The organism is Chryseobacterium sp. CY350 (genome assembly GCF_027945075.1).
In the GTDB taxonomy this organism is placed as follows: domain Bacteria; phylum Bacteroidota; class Bacteroidia; order Flavobacteriales; family Weeksellaceae; genus Chryseobacterium.
In genome coordinates this window covers 1,171,981-1,187,518 of the sequence record NZ_CP116034.1, presented here as the reverse complement: position 1 = coordinate 1,187,518, position 15,538 = coordinate 1,171,981, and the positions used below count along the sequence as shown (strand labels likewise).

Sequence of the window (15,538 nt, the reverse complement as noted above, 5' to 3'; positions counted from 1 at the left end):
GTACTAGTAAAACTTTTTTCAGCTTTAAAATCGCTAAAAAAGCATTTTTCTCTCTCGACCAAAATCCGTATTTTTGTGCATCTAAAAAGTAAAAGAAAGAATGAATTCCTACAAAAATCCATTGGAAGAGCGCTATTCCAGCGAAGAAATGTTGTTTAACTTTTCTCACAACAACAAATTCCAGAACTGGAGAAAACTTTGGATCGCTTTAGCTGAAATTGAAAAAGATTTAGGTCTCGACATTACAGACGAGCAGATTGCAGAGTTAAAAGCCAATGTTGACAACATTGATTACGATAAAGCGGCAGAATATGAAAAGAAATTCCGCCACGATGTGATGGCTCATGTTCACGCTTACGGTGATGTAGCGCCTTCAGCAAAAGGAATTATTCATTTGGGAGCAACTTCGGCATTTGTAGGAGACAATACAGATTTAATTCAAATTCGTGACGGACTTTTAATTTTAAAGAAAAAGTTGGTGAACGTGATGAAAAATCTGGCTGATTTTTCTATTCAATATAAAGATCTTCCAACATTAGGATTTACGCATTTCCAACCGGCTCAGTTAACGACAGTTGGAAAAAGAGCTACACTTTGGTTACAAAGTTTGGTTTTAGACATCGAAGAATTAGATTTCTTCTTAGAAACTCTACGTTTTAGAGGTGTAAAAGGTACAACAGGAACTGCAGCAAGTTTCTTAGAACTTTTCAACGGAGATTATTCTAAAGTAAAGCATTTAGATAAAGAATTATCAAAAAGATTCGGTTTTGAGAAAGTTTTCGGAGTTTCCGGACAGACTTATGACAGAAAAATTGATGCGAAAGTGGTTGCTTTATTAGGAAATATCGCACAATCTGCACATAAATTCACAAACGATTTACGTTTGCTTCAAAATTTGAAAGAAGTTGAAGAACCATTCGAGAAAAACCAGATCGGTTCATCAGCAATGGCTTACAAACGTAACCCGATGAGAAGTGAAAGAATCGGAGCTTTGGCAAAATACGTAATGTCTTTGACGACAAGTTCTGCAATGGTAGCTTCAACACAATGGTTTGAAAGAACTTTAGATGATTCTGCAAACAAGCGATTGACAATTCCACAAGCGTTTTTAGCGGTTGATGCAATCTTGTTGATTTGGAACAACATTATGAACGGAATTGTAGTGTATCCTAACAGAATCAACAAACATATTATGGAAGAATTGCCGTTTATGGCAACAGAATACATCATCATGGAAGAAGTGAAAGCTGGCGGCGACCGTCAGGAAATCCACGAGGTGATCAGAGTTCATTCTATGGAAGCTTCTAAACAGGTAAAAGAAGAAGGTAAAGAAAACGATTTGATCGAGAGAATTTTAAATGATCATTCTTTAAAACTTGACAAATCAAAATTAAAAGAAGTTCTTGATCCTAAAAACTTTATCGGTTTCGCACCAATTCAAACGGAAGAATTCATTGCGAATGAAGTTCAGCCTATTCTGGATGCAAACAATGAATTGATTGGATTAGAGTCTGACCTGAAAGTATAAATAATATGCAGTCTTTTGGGCTGCATTTTTTTTACTTGAAAATTAAGTTTAGATTTAATTTATTCCGTAGGAATAAAATCTGTGTAGAATGAAGGTTATTATAAAGTTGCATTCCGTAGGAATGCTATCTTTGTAAAAATGATGAAAAAAATTTATGCCGAACACTTATACACAAATTTATATTCAGGTAGTTTTTGCAACAAAAGGACGTGATATTAAAATTAAATCGGAAGTAAGAGAAGAAGTTGAAAGATATATTTGTGGAATATTTAGCAATAAGAAACAAAAAGTATTAGCTATTTATACAAACCCTGATCATATTCATATCTTTTTCAGTTATAAGAATTTGCAGATCAAAATCCCGGAATTGATTAAAACGGTTAAAATTGAATCTACGAATTTCATTAATGATAAGAAATTATGTTTAGATAAGTTTTCTTGGCAGGAAGGTTATGGTGCTTTTTCTTATGCGAAAAGTCAGAAAGATAAAGTTGTAAATTATGTTTTGAATCAGGAAAAGCATCATTCAAAAAAGAGCTTCAAGGAAGAATATCTTGAAATGCTGAATGCGTTTGAGGTTGACTTTAAAAATGAATATTTGTTTGAATTCTATGATGAATAAAAATGATTTTGTTATTAAATATTTGAATTTTTGTGAATGAAAAAATAGCAGTCCTACGGACTGCGCCATCTTTGTAAGTATTTTTCTACACAGATACGATTCCTAGAGGAATCATTCTCAAAAAATATGATAAAAAAACTTCGAGAGGAATTCTATCTGCGTAGCTGATCACAAATATCAATGAATTTACAGTCCGTAGGACTGCTATTGAGTCAACTGATTTAACAATTTTAAATCAATTCGTTAATTAAATTTGACAATAAATTAAAAATAAATCTAATAAATGATTTTAGAATGAAAGCTAAAATCCCATATCTATAAAAATGAACAAAAGAATTTTCGTAGAAAAAAGAGGAATTTTCGATGTAGAAAGCCCAAAAATTTTTGATGAAGTAAGAGCGGTTGTTCCGTCGGTCAAAAATGTAAAAGTGTACAATGTGTACGATATTTTCAATTTGAACGATGGTGAGTTCGAAAAAGTTGTTAATAGCACTTTTGTTGATCCCGTTACTGATATTTTAATCGAAGAAAATCCTGCAGAAGGAGTTTACTTCGCATTGGAATTTTTACCCGGACAATACGATCAGCGCGCTGATTCTGCTCAACAGTGTATCGCTTTACTGACTGAAAATGAGAAATCTAAGGTGAGAAGCGGTAAACTCCTGGAGTTTGAAGGCATTACCCAATCTGATTTGGTAAAAATCAAAGATCTTTTGATTAATAAGGTGGAATCTCAGGAGAAAGATTTATCAGTTTTAAATATTCCTGCAGAAGAAACACCGTCAAAAGTAATTGTTCACGAAAATTTCATCAATTTTGATGATGCTCAACTTGAAAACTTCTTTAACAATCACGGTTTTGCCTTAGGATTAGATGACTTAAAATTCATTCAGGAATACTTTAAAACTGAACATAGAAATCCTACAGAAACTGAACTAAAAGTTTTAGACACGTATTGGAGCGACCACTGCCGTCACACAACGTTTGAAACAGAATTGTCGAATATTGAATTTGAAGGACAGTTTAAACATACATTGGAAACCATTTTCAATGATTATATCGAAAAAAGAAAATTCTTAGGACGCGAATTGAAACCCATCTCCTTAATGGATTTGGCAACCGTTTGCGGAAGATATTTCCATAAAACAGGCAACCTTGAAAACCTTGTTGTTTCAGATGAAATCAACGCCTGTACGATTCAAATCGAAGCTGAATACGATGGTAAAAAAGAACCGTGGTATTTATTATTTAAAAATGAAACACACAATCATCCGACGGAAATTGAGCCTTTTGGTGGTGCTTCAACGTGTTTAGGTGGTGCCATCAGAGATCCTTTGTCCGGGCGTTCTTACGTTTTCCAAGCGATGAGATTGACAGGCGCTGCTGATGTTTTGGAACCAGTTGACCAAACTTTACCGGGGAAATTACCTCAAAAAACAATCACAAAACAGGCTGCAAACGGATATTCTTCTTACGGTAACCAAATCGGTTTGGCGACTACAATGGTTTCTGAAATCTACGATGAAGGTTACAAAGCAAAAAGAATGGAAGTTGGTTTCGTGACCGGAGCAGTTCCTGTGGATTGGGTAAGACGTGAAAAGCCTGAAGCTGGCGATTCTATCATTATTTTAGGAGGCGCAACAGGTCGTGACGGTGTTGGTGGAGCAAGCGGAAGTTCGAAAGAACAGGACGAAACTTCTATCCACACAATGAGTTCAGAAGTTCAGAAAGGAAATGCCGTTGAAGAACGTAAAATCCAGAGATTATTCAGAAATCCTGAAGTGACGAGATTGATTAAGAAATCTAATGACTTCGGAGCTGGAGGCGTTTCTGTAGCAATCGGTGAAATTGCTGATTCTTTGGAAGTTAATCTGGATGTTTTACCTTTAAAATATGAAGGTTTGAACGGAACCGAACTTGCCATTTCTGAATCTCAGGAAAGAATGGCAGTCGTGGTTGAGCCAAAAGATAAAGAACAGTTCATCAAGTTCTGTGAAGCTGAAAATATTGTGGCTGTTGAAGTTGCAAAAGTGACAGATTCTGGAAGAATGCAGATGTTCTGGAAAGGTGATAAGATTGTTGATCTTTCAAGAGAATTTTTGGATACGAACGGTTGTTCTAAAAGTCAGGAGGTTAAGATTACGCATCTTAATGAAGTAGAGGAAGAGACACCTGTTTTCAACGAAGAGAATTTCTTGAAAATCTTGGCAGATAAAAACGTTGCTTCTCAAAAAGGTTTATTGGAAATGTTCGACTCATCGATTGGTGCGACTACGGTTGCGATGCCTTTGGGTGGGAAATACCAGCAGACTCTGATGGAAGGAAGCGCTCAAACTTTACCAATTTTAGGAGCTAGAAACGTTGAAACAGTTTCCTTTGCAAGTTGGGGATTCGATGCTGAAATTTCCAAGCAAAACTCACTGTTGGGGTCTTCTTATGCAGTTGTAGAAAGTGTTGTAAAAATCGTTGCGATGGGTGGCGATTATAAAAATATCAGATTAAGTTTTCAGGAATATTTTGAAAAATTAGGTCAGAATCCTGAGAAGTGGGGTAAACCTTTAGCTTCTCTTTTAGGAGCTTACGATGCGCAGATTAACCTTGGTTTGGCTGCCATCGGAGGTAAGGATTCAATGAGTGGAACGTATCAGGATTTGAATGTTCCGCCAACATTGATTTCTTTCGCTTGTGCTAATGGAGAAAAGAAAAATGTGATCTCTCCGGAACTTAAACAGGCAGGAAATAAACTGTATTTCTACAATCATATTCCGCAGGAAAACGGACTTCCAAACTATGAAAATCTAAAGGTTGTTTTTGAATTGATTTTCGAAAATATCAAAGTGGGAAAAATCGTTTCTGTGAAGACCGTTAAAGAAGGTGGAGTTGCAGTTGCTTTAGCTAAAATGAGTTTCGGAAACAGATTGGGAGCTGAAATTAATATTGCTGATGAGAACAGTTTATTGGCAAAAAATATCGGAAGTCTAATTATAGAATCAACTGAAGAATTAAGTTCTGTTAATCTTCAATTAATTGGCGAAGTTAATAATTCGAATAATTTTAAAATCAATAATTTAAATTTTGAAATCGAAAAATTACTTGAAGCAAATACACAAACTTTTGAAAATCTTTTTTCAACTGTAGAAAAAGAAAAAATAGTGATTGAATTGGATTCTAAACTGAACTCAATCAACCCAAGAAACATCATCATTAAGAAACACGGAATTGCTCAGCCAAGAGTTTTTGCACCGGTTTTTCCTGGAACAAACTGTGAATATGATACGCTGAATGCATTCCAAAAAGAAGGCGCAATCGTAAGCAGTTTGCCTCTGATTAATATCAATCATCAGTTGCTTGACGAGAGTATCGATGCGTGGGTAAAGGAAATTAAACAGTCGCAGATTTTGGCATTCTCCGGAGGGTTTTCTGCGGGTGACGAACCAGATGGTTCTGCGAAGTTTATCGTGAATGTTTTAAAAAATGAAAAGATGAGTAATGCCGTTCACGAATTGCTCGACAGAGACGGAATGATCATCGGAATCTGTAACGGTTTCCAGGCTTTGGTAAAATCAGGATTATTGCCTTACGGAAGAATTAAAGATTTAGATGAAAATTCTCCGACATTGGCTCACAATGCAATTAGAAGACACATTTCTCAAATGGTGAATGTGAAAGTTCTTAACGACGAATCGCCTTGGCTTAAGGGAATGAAAGATCAGGTTTATACGATTCCAATTTCTCACGGTGAAGGTCGTTTTATGGCTTCGGAAGAAGAAATTCAGAAGTTGTATGAGAACGGACAGATTGCGACGCAATATCTAGATTTAGATGGAAACATTGCTCACGGAATGCCATTCAATCCAAATAATTCTTTATTCGGAATTGAGGGAATCACAAGTCCGGACGGTAAAATTTATGGTAGAATGGGTCATCCGGAACGTTTTGCAGAAGGTTTAATGAAAAATATTCCGACTGCGAATTATCATAATATATTCAAAAACGGAGTTGAATACTTCAAATAAAAATAACAAGAAAACGGCTGTCATCAATGGCAGCCATTTTTCTGATTTGTCAGGATTCTATGAAGAAGTTTCTACAGTCTTAATGAAAGACGCCGATTGGAAAGTCGGAACTTTGGATGGATTTGATGACATTCTTTACGGAGGTTTTGAAAATAAAGATGAACTTGAAATCATTTGGAAAGATTCTCAGAAATCAACAGAAGATTTAGGTTTTGAAGCGACCAAAGTTTTTTATGAAAATAAAATTAAGCAGGGAAAACCTTTCAATATAGATTTAGCTCAGGAAAACCTTGATGATTTGATTGCTGGAAACGGACAAACCTTATTTGAAATCTTGGTTGAAATTATAGAATCACATAAAAAGATCATGCTGATTTTAAAATAGTATTCTCTTTATACTGCAAATGATTTTGAATTTCTAAGACATTGAAGTCTTACATTTGCAAAATGTTCCCAACTATTTCTATTGCAGATCATATCAATCAGCCGCTTAACAGGATTGATTTTTTGATAGATGCTTTTCAGGAAATGGTAGAGCCGGAGAATATTGTTTTTCCGCACAGACATAATTTTTTGAGATTTTGTGGATCACCAAAGGGAATAGCAGACAAACTATCGACTACAAAAACTATGAAATAGCAGAAGACAGTCTGTTTTTTATTTCACCGGGACAACTTCATGTGTTTGAAGACTGGCAAGATATCGAAGGCTATTGTATATTGTTCACCGAAGCTTTTTTTCTGCAGTTATTTCAGGATAAAAATATCCTTTCCGGATTGTCTTATCTCGACAATTTATATTCTAAACCTTTTTTAAAACTGGATGAGAATGCTAAAAAGCAGTTGAAACCGCTTGTAGATTTGTTGTTTTTAGAAAAATATCCGGAAAATATTCAGGCTTTATTGTTTGTCTTTTTAAGGAAAATTCAAAATTTATTCTCTGAAAGTGAAACCGACATAAAATTTAAAAGCCGGAAACGTTGTGAGCGTTTATATACGTCAAAACGATTATTCTGAAAATGTAAATGTAATAAAGGGCGAACTGAATGATGAAGCTAAAATTCTAGAGGCTGTAAATACAACAAAACCAGAATAGGTTTAGTCAATAAATATTAAAATAAGCATATTTGCTTTTTTCCTATTTTAAAGTTGCCTACAAAGGCAGCTTTTGAAGGTTATAATTGAGTTTAAGATTTAATTATTAAAATAGGATATTAAATATTTCCAATAAACTAAAATTCCGACAATTACAGATAAAAGAGCCATCAAAATAACCGCTCCGGCAGAAATATCTTTTATAAAACCAATTCTTTCATCAAATTCAGGCTGTCTAAAATCGCATATTTTTTCAATTGCTGTATTGAAAATTTCTGCGCTTAAAACTCCGAAGGAGACAATTAATAATAAAACAGTATCTAAAGTTGAAAGTTTCAGATAAAAAATAAGAAAAAGATTAATTAAGAAAGCCAAAAACTCCAGCTGAAAATTTCTTTCAGATTTCAGCATCCTAAAAACACCGTGCAAAGCGTTCAGAAAACTTTTATGGATGGGAGGTTTGCGCATTAAACTTTTTACAAATATAATATTTGTTTGATGTTTTTTACTATTTCATTTATCCTTGTGAAATTAAAAATTAAGATGTAGAAAAATTTATTAGTTCTTTTGCTTTGATTTCGAATCTTTTATTTTCACAGGATTATAAAAGTAAATTTTCTAAAAGTATTTTAATGTGTTTGGATTTCAAACGTTGAGTCAAATCTAGATTTACCTTAAGAATACAATTCTCTGGTAAACAAAAAAGTAACAGTCATTTTGTACACAACCGAAATTTTTGATGCTGAAATTAATGATTATAGAAATTTAAATGTAATATCGAGTCTCAAAACCGACTGATGATGTTTGTTTAAAACTCGCACCGATTATTTTTTCCATTCTTCGTACTATTTGTTATATTTGTAAAAACTTATTTTAAAATCTATGAAATTTATTATTTCAAGTGGTGAACTTCAGAAAGCATTGCAAACTGTAAGTGGCGTAATATCAAGTTCTCAATCAAGACCGATCTTAGAAAATTACCTTTTTGAGTTAAACGAAAACAATCTTACCATTACAGCGTCTGATGGCGAAACTACTTTGGTGACTTCGTTGGATGTAAAATCTGATGATGCCGGTAAATTTGCTGTTCCTGCTAAAATTTTTCAGGATTTTATAAAAACGTATGGCGAGCAGCCTTTGACGCTTGTTGTGAAAGACAATGCAGAAGGTACAGGAAGCCAGCTTGAGATTTTAGATGAGAAAGATAATTTTGCAGTAGCATTAGACAATACAGATGATTATCCTGAACTTCCGGAATTTGATGCTGCACAAAGCGTTACAATGCCTGCAGGTGTTTTATCTGAAGCCTTAACGAATACACTTTTTGCAACAAGTAATGATTCTCTTCGTCCTGTAATGACGGGTGTTTTGTTCCAATTTGGAGAAAATGAAACGAATTTTGTTTCTACCGATTCTCACAGATTGGTTGTTTATAAAAGAACCGACCTGATGAATGCCGAACCTATGGAATTCATTATGCCTAAAAAGCCTTTGAATATTTTCAAAAATATTTTAGCAAGTTCAAATGAAGACATTACGATCGACTTCAATGAAAACATGGCTAAATTTACGTTCGGTAAGCACGTTTGGATCTGTAGATTGATTGACGGAAAATATCCGAACTACACAGCGGTAATTCCTAAAGAAAACCCGAATGTTTTGACAATCAATAGAAATTTATTATTAGGAGCAATTAAAAGAGCTTCAATTATGTCAAATAAATCTACGAATCAGGTGAGATTCAAATTGTCTGCAAACATTCTTCACCTTCATGCAGAAGATACAGAATATGCAAACAAAGCAGATATGCAGATCCCTTGTGACTACAATGGTGAAGATATCAACATTGGTTTCAGTTCAAAATTCTTGACAGAAATGTTAGGAATTCTCGGAGCAGATGACATTACGATGAAAATGTCTCAGCCAAACAGACCTGGAATCATCGAGCCGCTTGATGGTCTTGAAGAAAACGAAAATATCTTAATGTTATCAATGCCGGTAATCGGATTATAATATTTAAATATAAATAAATTTAAAAGAGGTTGATTTTTCAGCCTCTTTTCTGTTTTTTAGCCTCAGTTGAAAGGTTAAAAATTTCTCTGTTTCTCAAAAAAACACGACATTTGTAACTTGAAAAAATTCAAAATAAATTTTCAAAATTAAAGGATGAAAATATCAAACAACTGGCTTAAAGACTATATCAAAACGGAATTAAAATCTGAAAGAATTGGTGAATTTCTTACCGATATAGGTCTTGAAGTAGAAGGCATAGAGAAATTTGAAAGCGTAAAAGGAAGTTTGGAAGGTATTGTCGTAGGTAAGGTTTTAACCTGCGAAAAACATCCGAATGCAGATAAATTAAAGAAAACAACAGTTGATGTAGGAAACGGAAAAGTGTTGGATATCGTTTGTGGTGCTCCCAATGTTGCAGCCGGGCAAACTGTTCCTGTAGCTGTTGTAGGAACTAAAATCTACGATAAAACAGGAAACTTTTTTGAAATTAAAGCCGCTAAAATAAGAGGTGAAGTTTCTCAGGGAATGATCTGCGCAGAAGACGAATTGGGATTGAGTGATGATCACGGCGGAATCATGGTTTTAGATGAAACAAAATATGAAGTAGGAAAGAATTTTGCAGATTATTTTGAATTGACTAATGATGAGGTTTTTGAAATTGGTTTAACGCCAAACAGGACCGATGCGATGTCTCATTACGGCGTTGCAAGAGATCTGTACGCATTTCTTTCTACCAATCAGCAGAAAGGTGATTTTGAAAAAGTGTCTTCAGTTGCTTTAAATAATGAAGGTTCAAATGAATTTACCTTAGAGATTGAAGATGCTGAACTAACACCAAGATACATAGGAGCCGTAATCGAAAACGTAAAGGTTGCAGAATCCCCATCATGGTTAAAAGACAGATTAAAGGCAATCGGATTGAGCCCGATTAACAATATTGTAGACATCACAAACTACATTCTTCACGGTTTTGGTCAGCCGCTACACGCTTTTGATGCAGATAAAATTGCTGATAAAAAAGTGAAAGTCGGAACCGTTGCAGAGGGAACGAAGTTCACTACATTAGATGGTGTTGAAAGAACATTGAACGGTTCTGAAATTATTATTAAGGACGGAAAAAATAATCCGATGTGTATCGCCGGAGTTTTCGGAGGTGCAGATTCGGGAGTTTCAAATGAGACAAAAACAATCTTCTTAGAAAGTGCATATTTCAATCCGGTTGCGGTGAGAAAAGCAGCTAAAGCGCACGGTCTTAACACAGATGCTTCTTTTAGATTTGAAAGAGGAGTAGATCCTAATATCACCAGAACGGCGATTACGCATGCAATCAAGATGATTCAGGATTTGGCAGAAGGTAAACTTGTTGGAGATTTATTGGAAGAATATCCAAAGAAAATTGAGGACAATTATGTGATCATCAGATTCTCAAAAATCGAACAGATTTTAGGAACAAAAATTCACAGAGAAAAAGTAAAGGAAATTTTAAAAGCACTAGAAATTCAGGTTTTAAATGAAATTCAAAATGGTTTTGAAATCTCTGTTCCTGCTTACAGAGCCGATGTGACAAGAGAAATCGACGTAATCGAAGAGATTTTAAGAATATACGGTTATAACAAAATTGAAGCTCCGCAAAAGTTTTCTTTCACTCCGGTAAAACTGAGTTCGAATGATCAGGACGAGTTAGAAAATAGCTGGGCAAGAACTTTACAAGGTTTGGGTTTCAACGAGGTGATGAACAATTCTTTGACTTCTGTTAAAGATGAAACTGATGCTGTAAAATTACTGAATCCTTTGAGCAATGATCTGGCGTTTATGAGAAAATCTTTATTGGAAGGACTTTTGCAGAATGCTGTTTATAATATCAACAGAAAAAATCAGGATCTTAAGTTTTTCGAATTTGGAAAGATTTATCATAAAAAAGAAAAGTACGAAGAAAGAAAACAATTAGCAGTTTTAGTCACAGGAAGAAATGTTGCTGAAAATTGGTTGCAGCCAAAATCTGCAACAGATTTCTATAATTTAAAGGCTTATGTAAAAGTTTTGCTGGAAAAATTAGGTGTCGATTATAAAGAAGTTGCTTTGTCTGATGATAGATTTTCTGACGCATTATCTTTTGAGGTTAATGAGAAAACTTTGGTAAGAATTGGTAAAGTTGCTCCCCAAATGCTGAAAGATTTTGACATTGATCAGGATTGTTTCTACGCAGAAATTGAACTGGAATTTGCTCATGAACTGCGTTCGAAAAACGAGCTTAAATTTAAAGACATTCCGAAATTTAATAAAATCAGAAGAGATCTTGCTTTATTGATTGATAAAGATATTTCTTACCAGGAACTATATCAAACTGCGAAAAAGAATAAATCTCCTTTCATCAAAAACATTAATTTATTTGACGTATATGAGGGGAAAAATCTTCCGGAAGGCAAAAAGTCTTACGCAATGAGTTTTGAATTGTTAAATGAAGAAAAAACATTGGAAGAAAAAGAAATCTCCGAAGTGATGGATTCTTTAATTAAATCTTTCCAGAAAGAATTTAATGCAGAATTGAGATCTTAACACAACAAAACGCAATATAAAATAGAAACGGATTTTTTTAAAATCCGTTTTTTTTATTTTTAATCTAAAACTGACGATACGTTGAAAAATTTAAATACTGACGATTTTGTATTTCACATAACAATAAAATGCCACGAAATCTGTTTAGATAATATAATTTCCGTAAATTTGGTTTAAATCAAGTAAGAAAAAAATGAAAAATCTATTTTTAAGTATATGCACGGTTGCTTTTTTAGCTTCTTGCGGAACAATGGCAAATTCTTCATCATCAAAGGTTGGGAAATCACAGCCCTCAATCTCCGCTACAAAGTGGGTTTTGGCAGATAACGTAAAGGGAAAAACACCGACACTGAATATTGATGGTGCAAAAGTAAACGGAAACGCTGGTTGTAACAGCTATTTTGGAACATTATCTACAGATGCCGCTTCCGGAACTTTTACTGCTTCACAGCTTGGTTCTACAAAAATGGCTTGTGACAATATGAGCGTGGAACAAAACTTTATGTCTATGATGCAAAAAGCTAACAAATATGTAGTGAACGGATCGACTCTTGAGCTGTATCAGGATAATTTGCTATTATTGAAATTTAATAAAGCAGAATAAAAATAAAAAAGGAACTCAAAATTGAGTTCCTTTTTTTATGAGTAATAAATCAATTATTCTTCCTCTTCTTCGTCGTATTTTGCCAACTCTTCGTCGCACCATTTGAATGCAGCTTCTACAACCTTTGTAGCCTCATCTGCCATAGTTTCTTCATCGTCGCCTTCTAGATCATCTAACCACTCAACTTCTTCTTCCTCAACATTCAATATGAATCTTGGATATTCTGTATGAACTACAAATAAATCTTCAGGAAATTCCGAATTGTCCGCTAATAAAAACTTTGGTAATTTCATTTTTTTAATGTTTAAACTTTCTCAAAGATAAATAAAATTATTGATATTTATTCTTGTCAATTTTAATTTTTTGTAAAACTTTATGCGCTGTGAGTGTCGTTTTTTTTAAGGTGTCATCGGCTTTTGATGTAAATGAGATATTAGCGTTTACGCTGCTTACCAATTCTGCAATTTGCACTTTATCAAGATCTTCCATGTCTTTTACATAAAATAAAAGTTCCTCATTCTGGAGGTTTTCGGAATGCAAATATCTCTTGATTTCTTTTCTGTTCTCAAGGTAATTTCCTTTTGAGAGCCACATAAACACAATACCGCTTAGTAAGCTCAGTGCTGCAACAGAGTATGTTTTTAATCTGAAAGTTTCAAAGAGTTTTTTAAAGTAGACTAACCATATCGGAAAACTAAAAGGTGATAAAAGTCGGTAATCTAAAGGATCTATCCAGTAAAAATACTGTACAAAAAAAGTGCAGACGATTCCCGAAATTCCAATCATAATCATGTATTTTTCAGTTGGTGAAAGTTTGTTTTTTATAAATAAAAAAACAATTAAAAGTACATTCAATATCCCGATACCGTAAATGACAAAGTTAATTTTTCCGCCGCCGGGATTGGCCATATGAAGAAATGGATTGAAGCTTGTAGCTAATCCCTGAAAAAGCTCGCTAACTAATATCGAAGTTGGTTTGAGGCCGATCTCTAATGATTGCTGTACGTAGTTTTCATTAAAATAATCGATGAATAAAAATTTGTACAAAACCACAAAAGCAAAAGCCGCTAGCGAAGATAAAATAAAAGTAGACGCATATTTTTTTCTGAAAAAAATCAAACCGTACAAACCTGTTCCTCCAATAAGAAAAAGTGCGCTGTATCTTATGTTATACAAAAAAATGAGAACAATTGTAAGGTAAAAGCATGCTTTCCATTTGATTAATTTCTCCGAAATAATCTGGTGCGCCACATAAAATAACAGTAAAATAAAAGGTAAAATAAAAGATTCACTTAATGTGGCTGAGAAAATACTTACGAAACTGATTAAAGAACATACTATTACAGACTCTCTAAAGAAGAAATTTTTTCTCCACGCAAAAAATATAATGAAAAGATATGATGTAATTCCTACAATCTTGCTGCTCCAGAATTCATCAAAGCCAAACCATGTGAAAAAGTGAATGCTTGATGGATATCCCAGCGGAGTAATCGTGTTATCAATCACTGGTAAAACTTTTGAAAAACGCATGAAACGAATAGAATCTGGACTTACTCTACCGATCTCGTTTAGCAAAAAACGAAAAATGGTCATCACAAAGGTAATGATGACCAATAATATCTGGATATATTTTTCTTTAAATTTCATTGGTTATAAATGCAGTGACGCCAAATTTATAACTTATAATTTTCAAAAGCGCTGACCTGACTTCAGAAAACTATTTAGAAAACATTTTAGCTACTTTTTCTGCTTTTTTGCTTTCCGAATAATCGTAAAAACCTTCGCCGGATTTCACTCCGAGTTTTCCTGCCATCACCATATTCACTAACAATGGATTGGGCGCGTATTTAGGATTTTTAAAACCGTCATACATTACATTTAAGATCGCTAAACAGACGTCTAGACCGATAAAATCTGCCAATTGTAGCGGTCCCATCGGATGAGCCATTCCCAACTTCATTACGGTGTCGATTTCTTCTACTCCTGCAACTCCGTTGTATAAAGTTTCAATAGATTCATTGATCATCGGCATCAGAATTCTATTGGCAACGAAGCCGGGATAATCATTCACTTCTACAGGAACTTTTCCAAGAGTTTTGCTCATTTCGTAGATCGAGTCAAAGGTTTCTTTAGAAGTAGAATAGCCTTTAATGATCTCCACCAATTTCATGATCGGAACAGGATTCATAAAGTGCATTCCGATTACTTTATCTGCTCTCTTCGTGGCTGCTGCAATTTTTGTAACAGAAATTGAGGACGTATTGGTAGATAAAATACAGTTTTCAGGAGCAAACTCATCCATTTGTGCAAAGATTTTCAGTTTAAGATCCTGATTTTCAGTTGCAGCTTCCACAACCAGATCAGCATTGGTAACTGCATCTTTCAGTGCTGTAAAAGTTTTAATATTCCCTAAAGTTTCAGATTTTTGGTCTTCCGTAAGGTTTCCCTTTGCAATTATTCTGTCAAGGTTGGTGGTGATGGTTTTGATGCCTTTGTCTAAAGCGTCCTGAGATACATCTACTAAATTTACACTAAAACCGCTCTGTGCGAAAGTATGTGCAATACCATTTCCCATGGTTCCGGCCCCGATAACTACAATGTTTTTGATCATTTTTCCTTATTTAGTTTTAAATTATTTTTATATATAATTAAGTTTTCAATTTTTGCTAAATCTGCCTTCGTGACTATTTTAGATTTTTCGAAATTCACAATTCCGTCACTGTTTTGATTTCTTCTGGTATTTTGTGAAGAAATTGCAGATTGAAGGCCTTTCAAAAAGCTGTTTTTCTTACTTTTTGATAAATGATCGGTACTGATATACAGATTAAATTCTCCCTCTCTTCCTAATCCCGATTGTCGAAGGATTTCGAAAGTTTTCGTTTTATTTTTTTTCTGAAAATCGCTAATGTATCCCATTACTGGATTTGTTGACGGAGTGCCACAGCAAATACTTGCATAACTGACTTCTACATAATTCTGATTTTTCTGCGCAAAAACAAAAGTGCTGCAAATTATCGAAAATGTTAGGATTAAATTTTTCATATTTTAAGTTTAAATTACCATTACAAACGTCAATGGCAATTTTCACGCCTAAAAATAAGCTTT

General features: G+C 34.1%; 13 protein-coding genes. 8 read left to right on the top strand and 5 right to left on the bottom strand.

All coding sequences use genetic code 11. The features are described 5' to 3' along the window. The first annotated feature begins 100 nt into the window (after nucleotides 1–100). The 5 genes from purB to PGH12_RS05395 all read left to right on the top strand — a co-directional run bounded on the left by purB (nucleotide 101) and on the right by PGH12_RS05395 (nucleotide 7,182). The gene (gene purB / locus PGH12_RS05415) at nucleotides 101–1,528 is read left to right on the top strand and encodes an adenylosuccinate lyase (RefSeq protein WP_267597093.1); all 1,428 of its coding nucleotides are present in this window, start codon (nucleotides 101–103) and stop codon (nucleotides 1,526–1,528) included. Nucleotides 1,529–1,682: 154 nt separating this feature from the next. Then, nucleotides 1,683–2,150: a transposase gene (locus PGH12_RS05410; protein ID WP_267597091.1), complete on the top strand. Its 468-nt coding sequence runs from the start codon at nucleotides 1,683–1,685 to the stop codon at nucleotides 2,148–2,150. Between the two features lie 323 nt (nucleotides 2,151–2,473). Continuing rightward, nucleotides 2,474–6,166: a phosphoribosylformylglycinamidine synthase gene (locus PGH12_RS05405; protein ID WP_267597089.1), complete on the top strand. Its 3,693-nt coding sequence runs from the start codon at nucleotides 2,474–2,476 to the stop codon at nucleotides 6,164–6,166. Then, a complete protein-coding gene (locus PGH12_RS05400; protein WP_267597088.1) occupies nucleotides 6,150–6,551 on the top strand; it encodes a barstar family protein in 402 nt (133 codons plus the stop codon). The genes PGH12_RS05405 and PGH12_RS05400 overlap by 17 nt, the downstream gene beginning before the upstream one ends. A 196-nt stretch (nucleotides 6,552–6,747) precedes the next feature. Further along, entirely contained in the window at nucleotides 6,748–7,182 is a 435-nt protein-coding gene (locus PGH12_RS05395) for an AraC family ligand binding domain-containing protein (RefSeq protein ID WP_267597086.1), read from the top strand. Nucleotides 7,183–7,359: 177 nt separating this feature from the next. On the opposite strand, the gene PGH12_RS05390 is transcribed toward PGH12_RS05395, so the two are convergent. Further along, the gene (locus PGH12_RS05390; RefSeq protein ID WP_267597085.1) at nucleotides 7,360–7,728 is read right to left on the bottom strand and encodes a diacylglycerol kinase family protein; all 369 of its coding nucleotides are present in this window, start codon (nucleotides 7,726–7,728) and stop codon (nucleotides 7,360–7,362) included. Nucleotides 7,729–8,142: 414 nt separating this feature from the next. Between PGH12_RS05390 and dnaN the strand changes: the two genes are divergently transcribed. The 3 genes from dnaN to PGH12_RS05375 all read left to right on the top strand — a co-directional run bounded on the left by dnaN (nucleotide 8,143) and on the right by PGH12_RS05375 (nucleotide 12,433). Beyond that, nucleotides 8,143–9,273, top strand: a complete 1,131-nt coding sequence (dnaN, locus tag PGH12_RS05385; RefSeq protein WP_267597084.1) for a DNA polymerase III subunit beta — start codon at nucleotides 8,143–8,145, stop codon at nucleotides 9,271–9,273. Between the two features lie 153 nt (nucleotides 9,274–9,426). Further along, nucleotides 9,427–11,829: a phenylalanine--tRNA ligase subunit beta gene (gene pheT / locus PGH12_RS05380; RefSeq protein ID WP_267597083.1), complete on the top strand. Its 2,403-nt coding sequence runs from the start codon at nucleotides 9,427–9,429 to the stop codon at nucleotides 11,827–11,829. Between the two features lie 193 nt (nucleotides 11,830–12,022). Continuing rightward, nucleotides 12,023–12,433 carry an META domain-containing protein gene (locus PGH12_RS05375; protein WP_267597082.1) on the top strand — a complete coding sequence of 137 codons (411 nt, stop codon included), beginning with the start codon at nucleotides 12,023–12,025 and terminating at the stop codon, nucleotides 12,431–12,433. Nucleotides 12,434–12,486: 53 nt separating this feature from the next. Here PGH12_RS05375 and PGH12_RS05370 read toward each other — a convergent pair whose 3' ends face one another. The 4 genes from PGH12_RS05370 to PGH12_RS05355 all read right to left on the bottom strand — a co-directional run bounded on the left by PGH12_RS05370 (nucleotide 12,487) and on the right by PGH12_RS05355 (nucleotide 15,475). Then, nucleotides 12,487–12,726, bottom strand: coding sequence for a DUF8828 family protein (locus tag PGH12_RS05370; protein ID WP_007845674.1), 240 nt, complete (start codon nucleotides 12,724–12,726; stop codon nucleotides 12,487–12,489). Nucleotides 12,727–12,763: 37 nt separating this feature from the next. Next, nucleotides 12,764–14,080: a hypothetical protein gene (locus PGH12_RS05365; protein ID WP_267597079.1), complete on the bottom strand. Its 1,317-nt coding sequence runs from the start codon at nucleotides 14,078–14,080 to the stop codon at nucleotides 12,764–12,766. A gap of 70 nt (nucleotides 14,081–14,150) precedes the next feature. Continuing rightward, on the bottom strand, nucleotides 14,151–15,041 hold the full coding sequence (locus PGH12_RS05360; RefSeq protein ID WP_267597699.1) for a 3-hydroxybutyryl-CoA dehydrogenase: 891 nt from the start codon (nucleotides 15,039–15,041) through the stop codon (nucleotides 14,151–14,153). Beyond that, the gene (locus PGH12_RS05355; protein ID WP_267597078.1) at nucleotides 15,041–15,475 is read right to left on the bottom strand and encodes a hypothetical protein; all 435 of its coding nucleotides are present in this window, start codon (nucleotides 15,473–15,475) and stop codon (nucleotides 15,041–15,043) included. The genes PGH12_RS05360 and PGH12_RS05355 overlap by 1 nt, the downstream gene beginning before the upstream one ends. Nucleotides 15,476–15,538 lie beyond the last annotated feature (63 nt).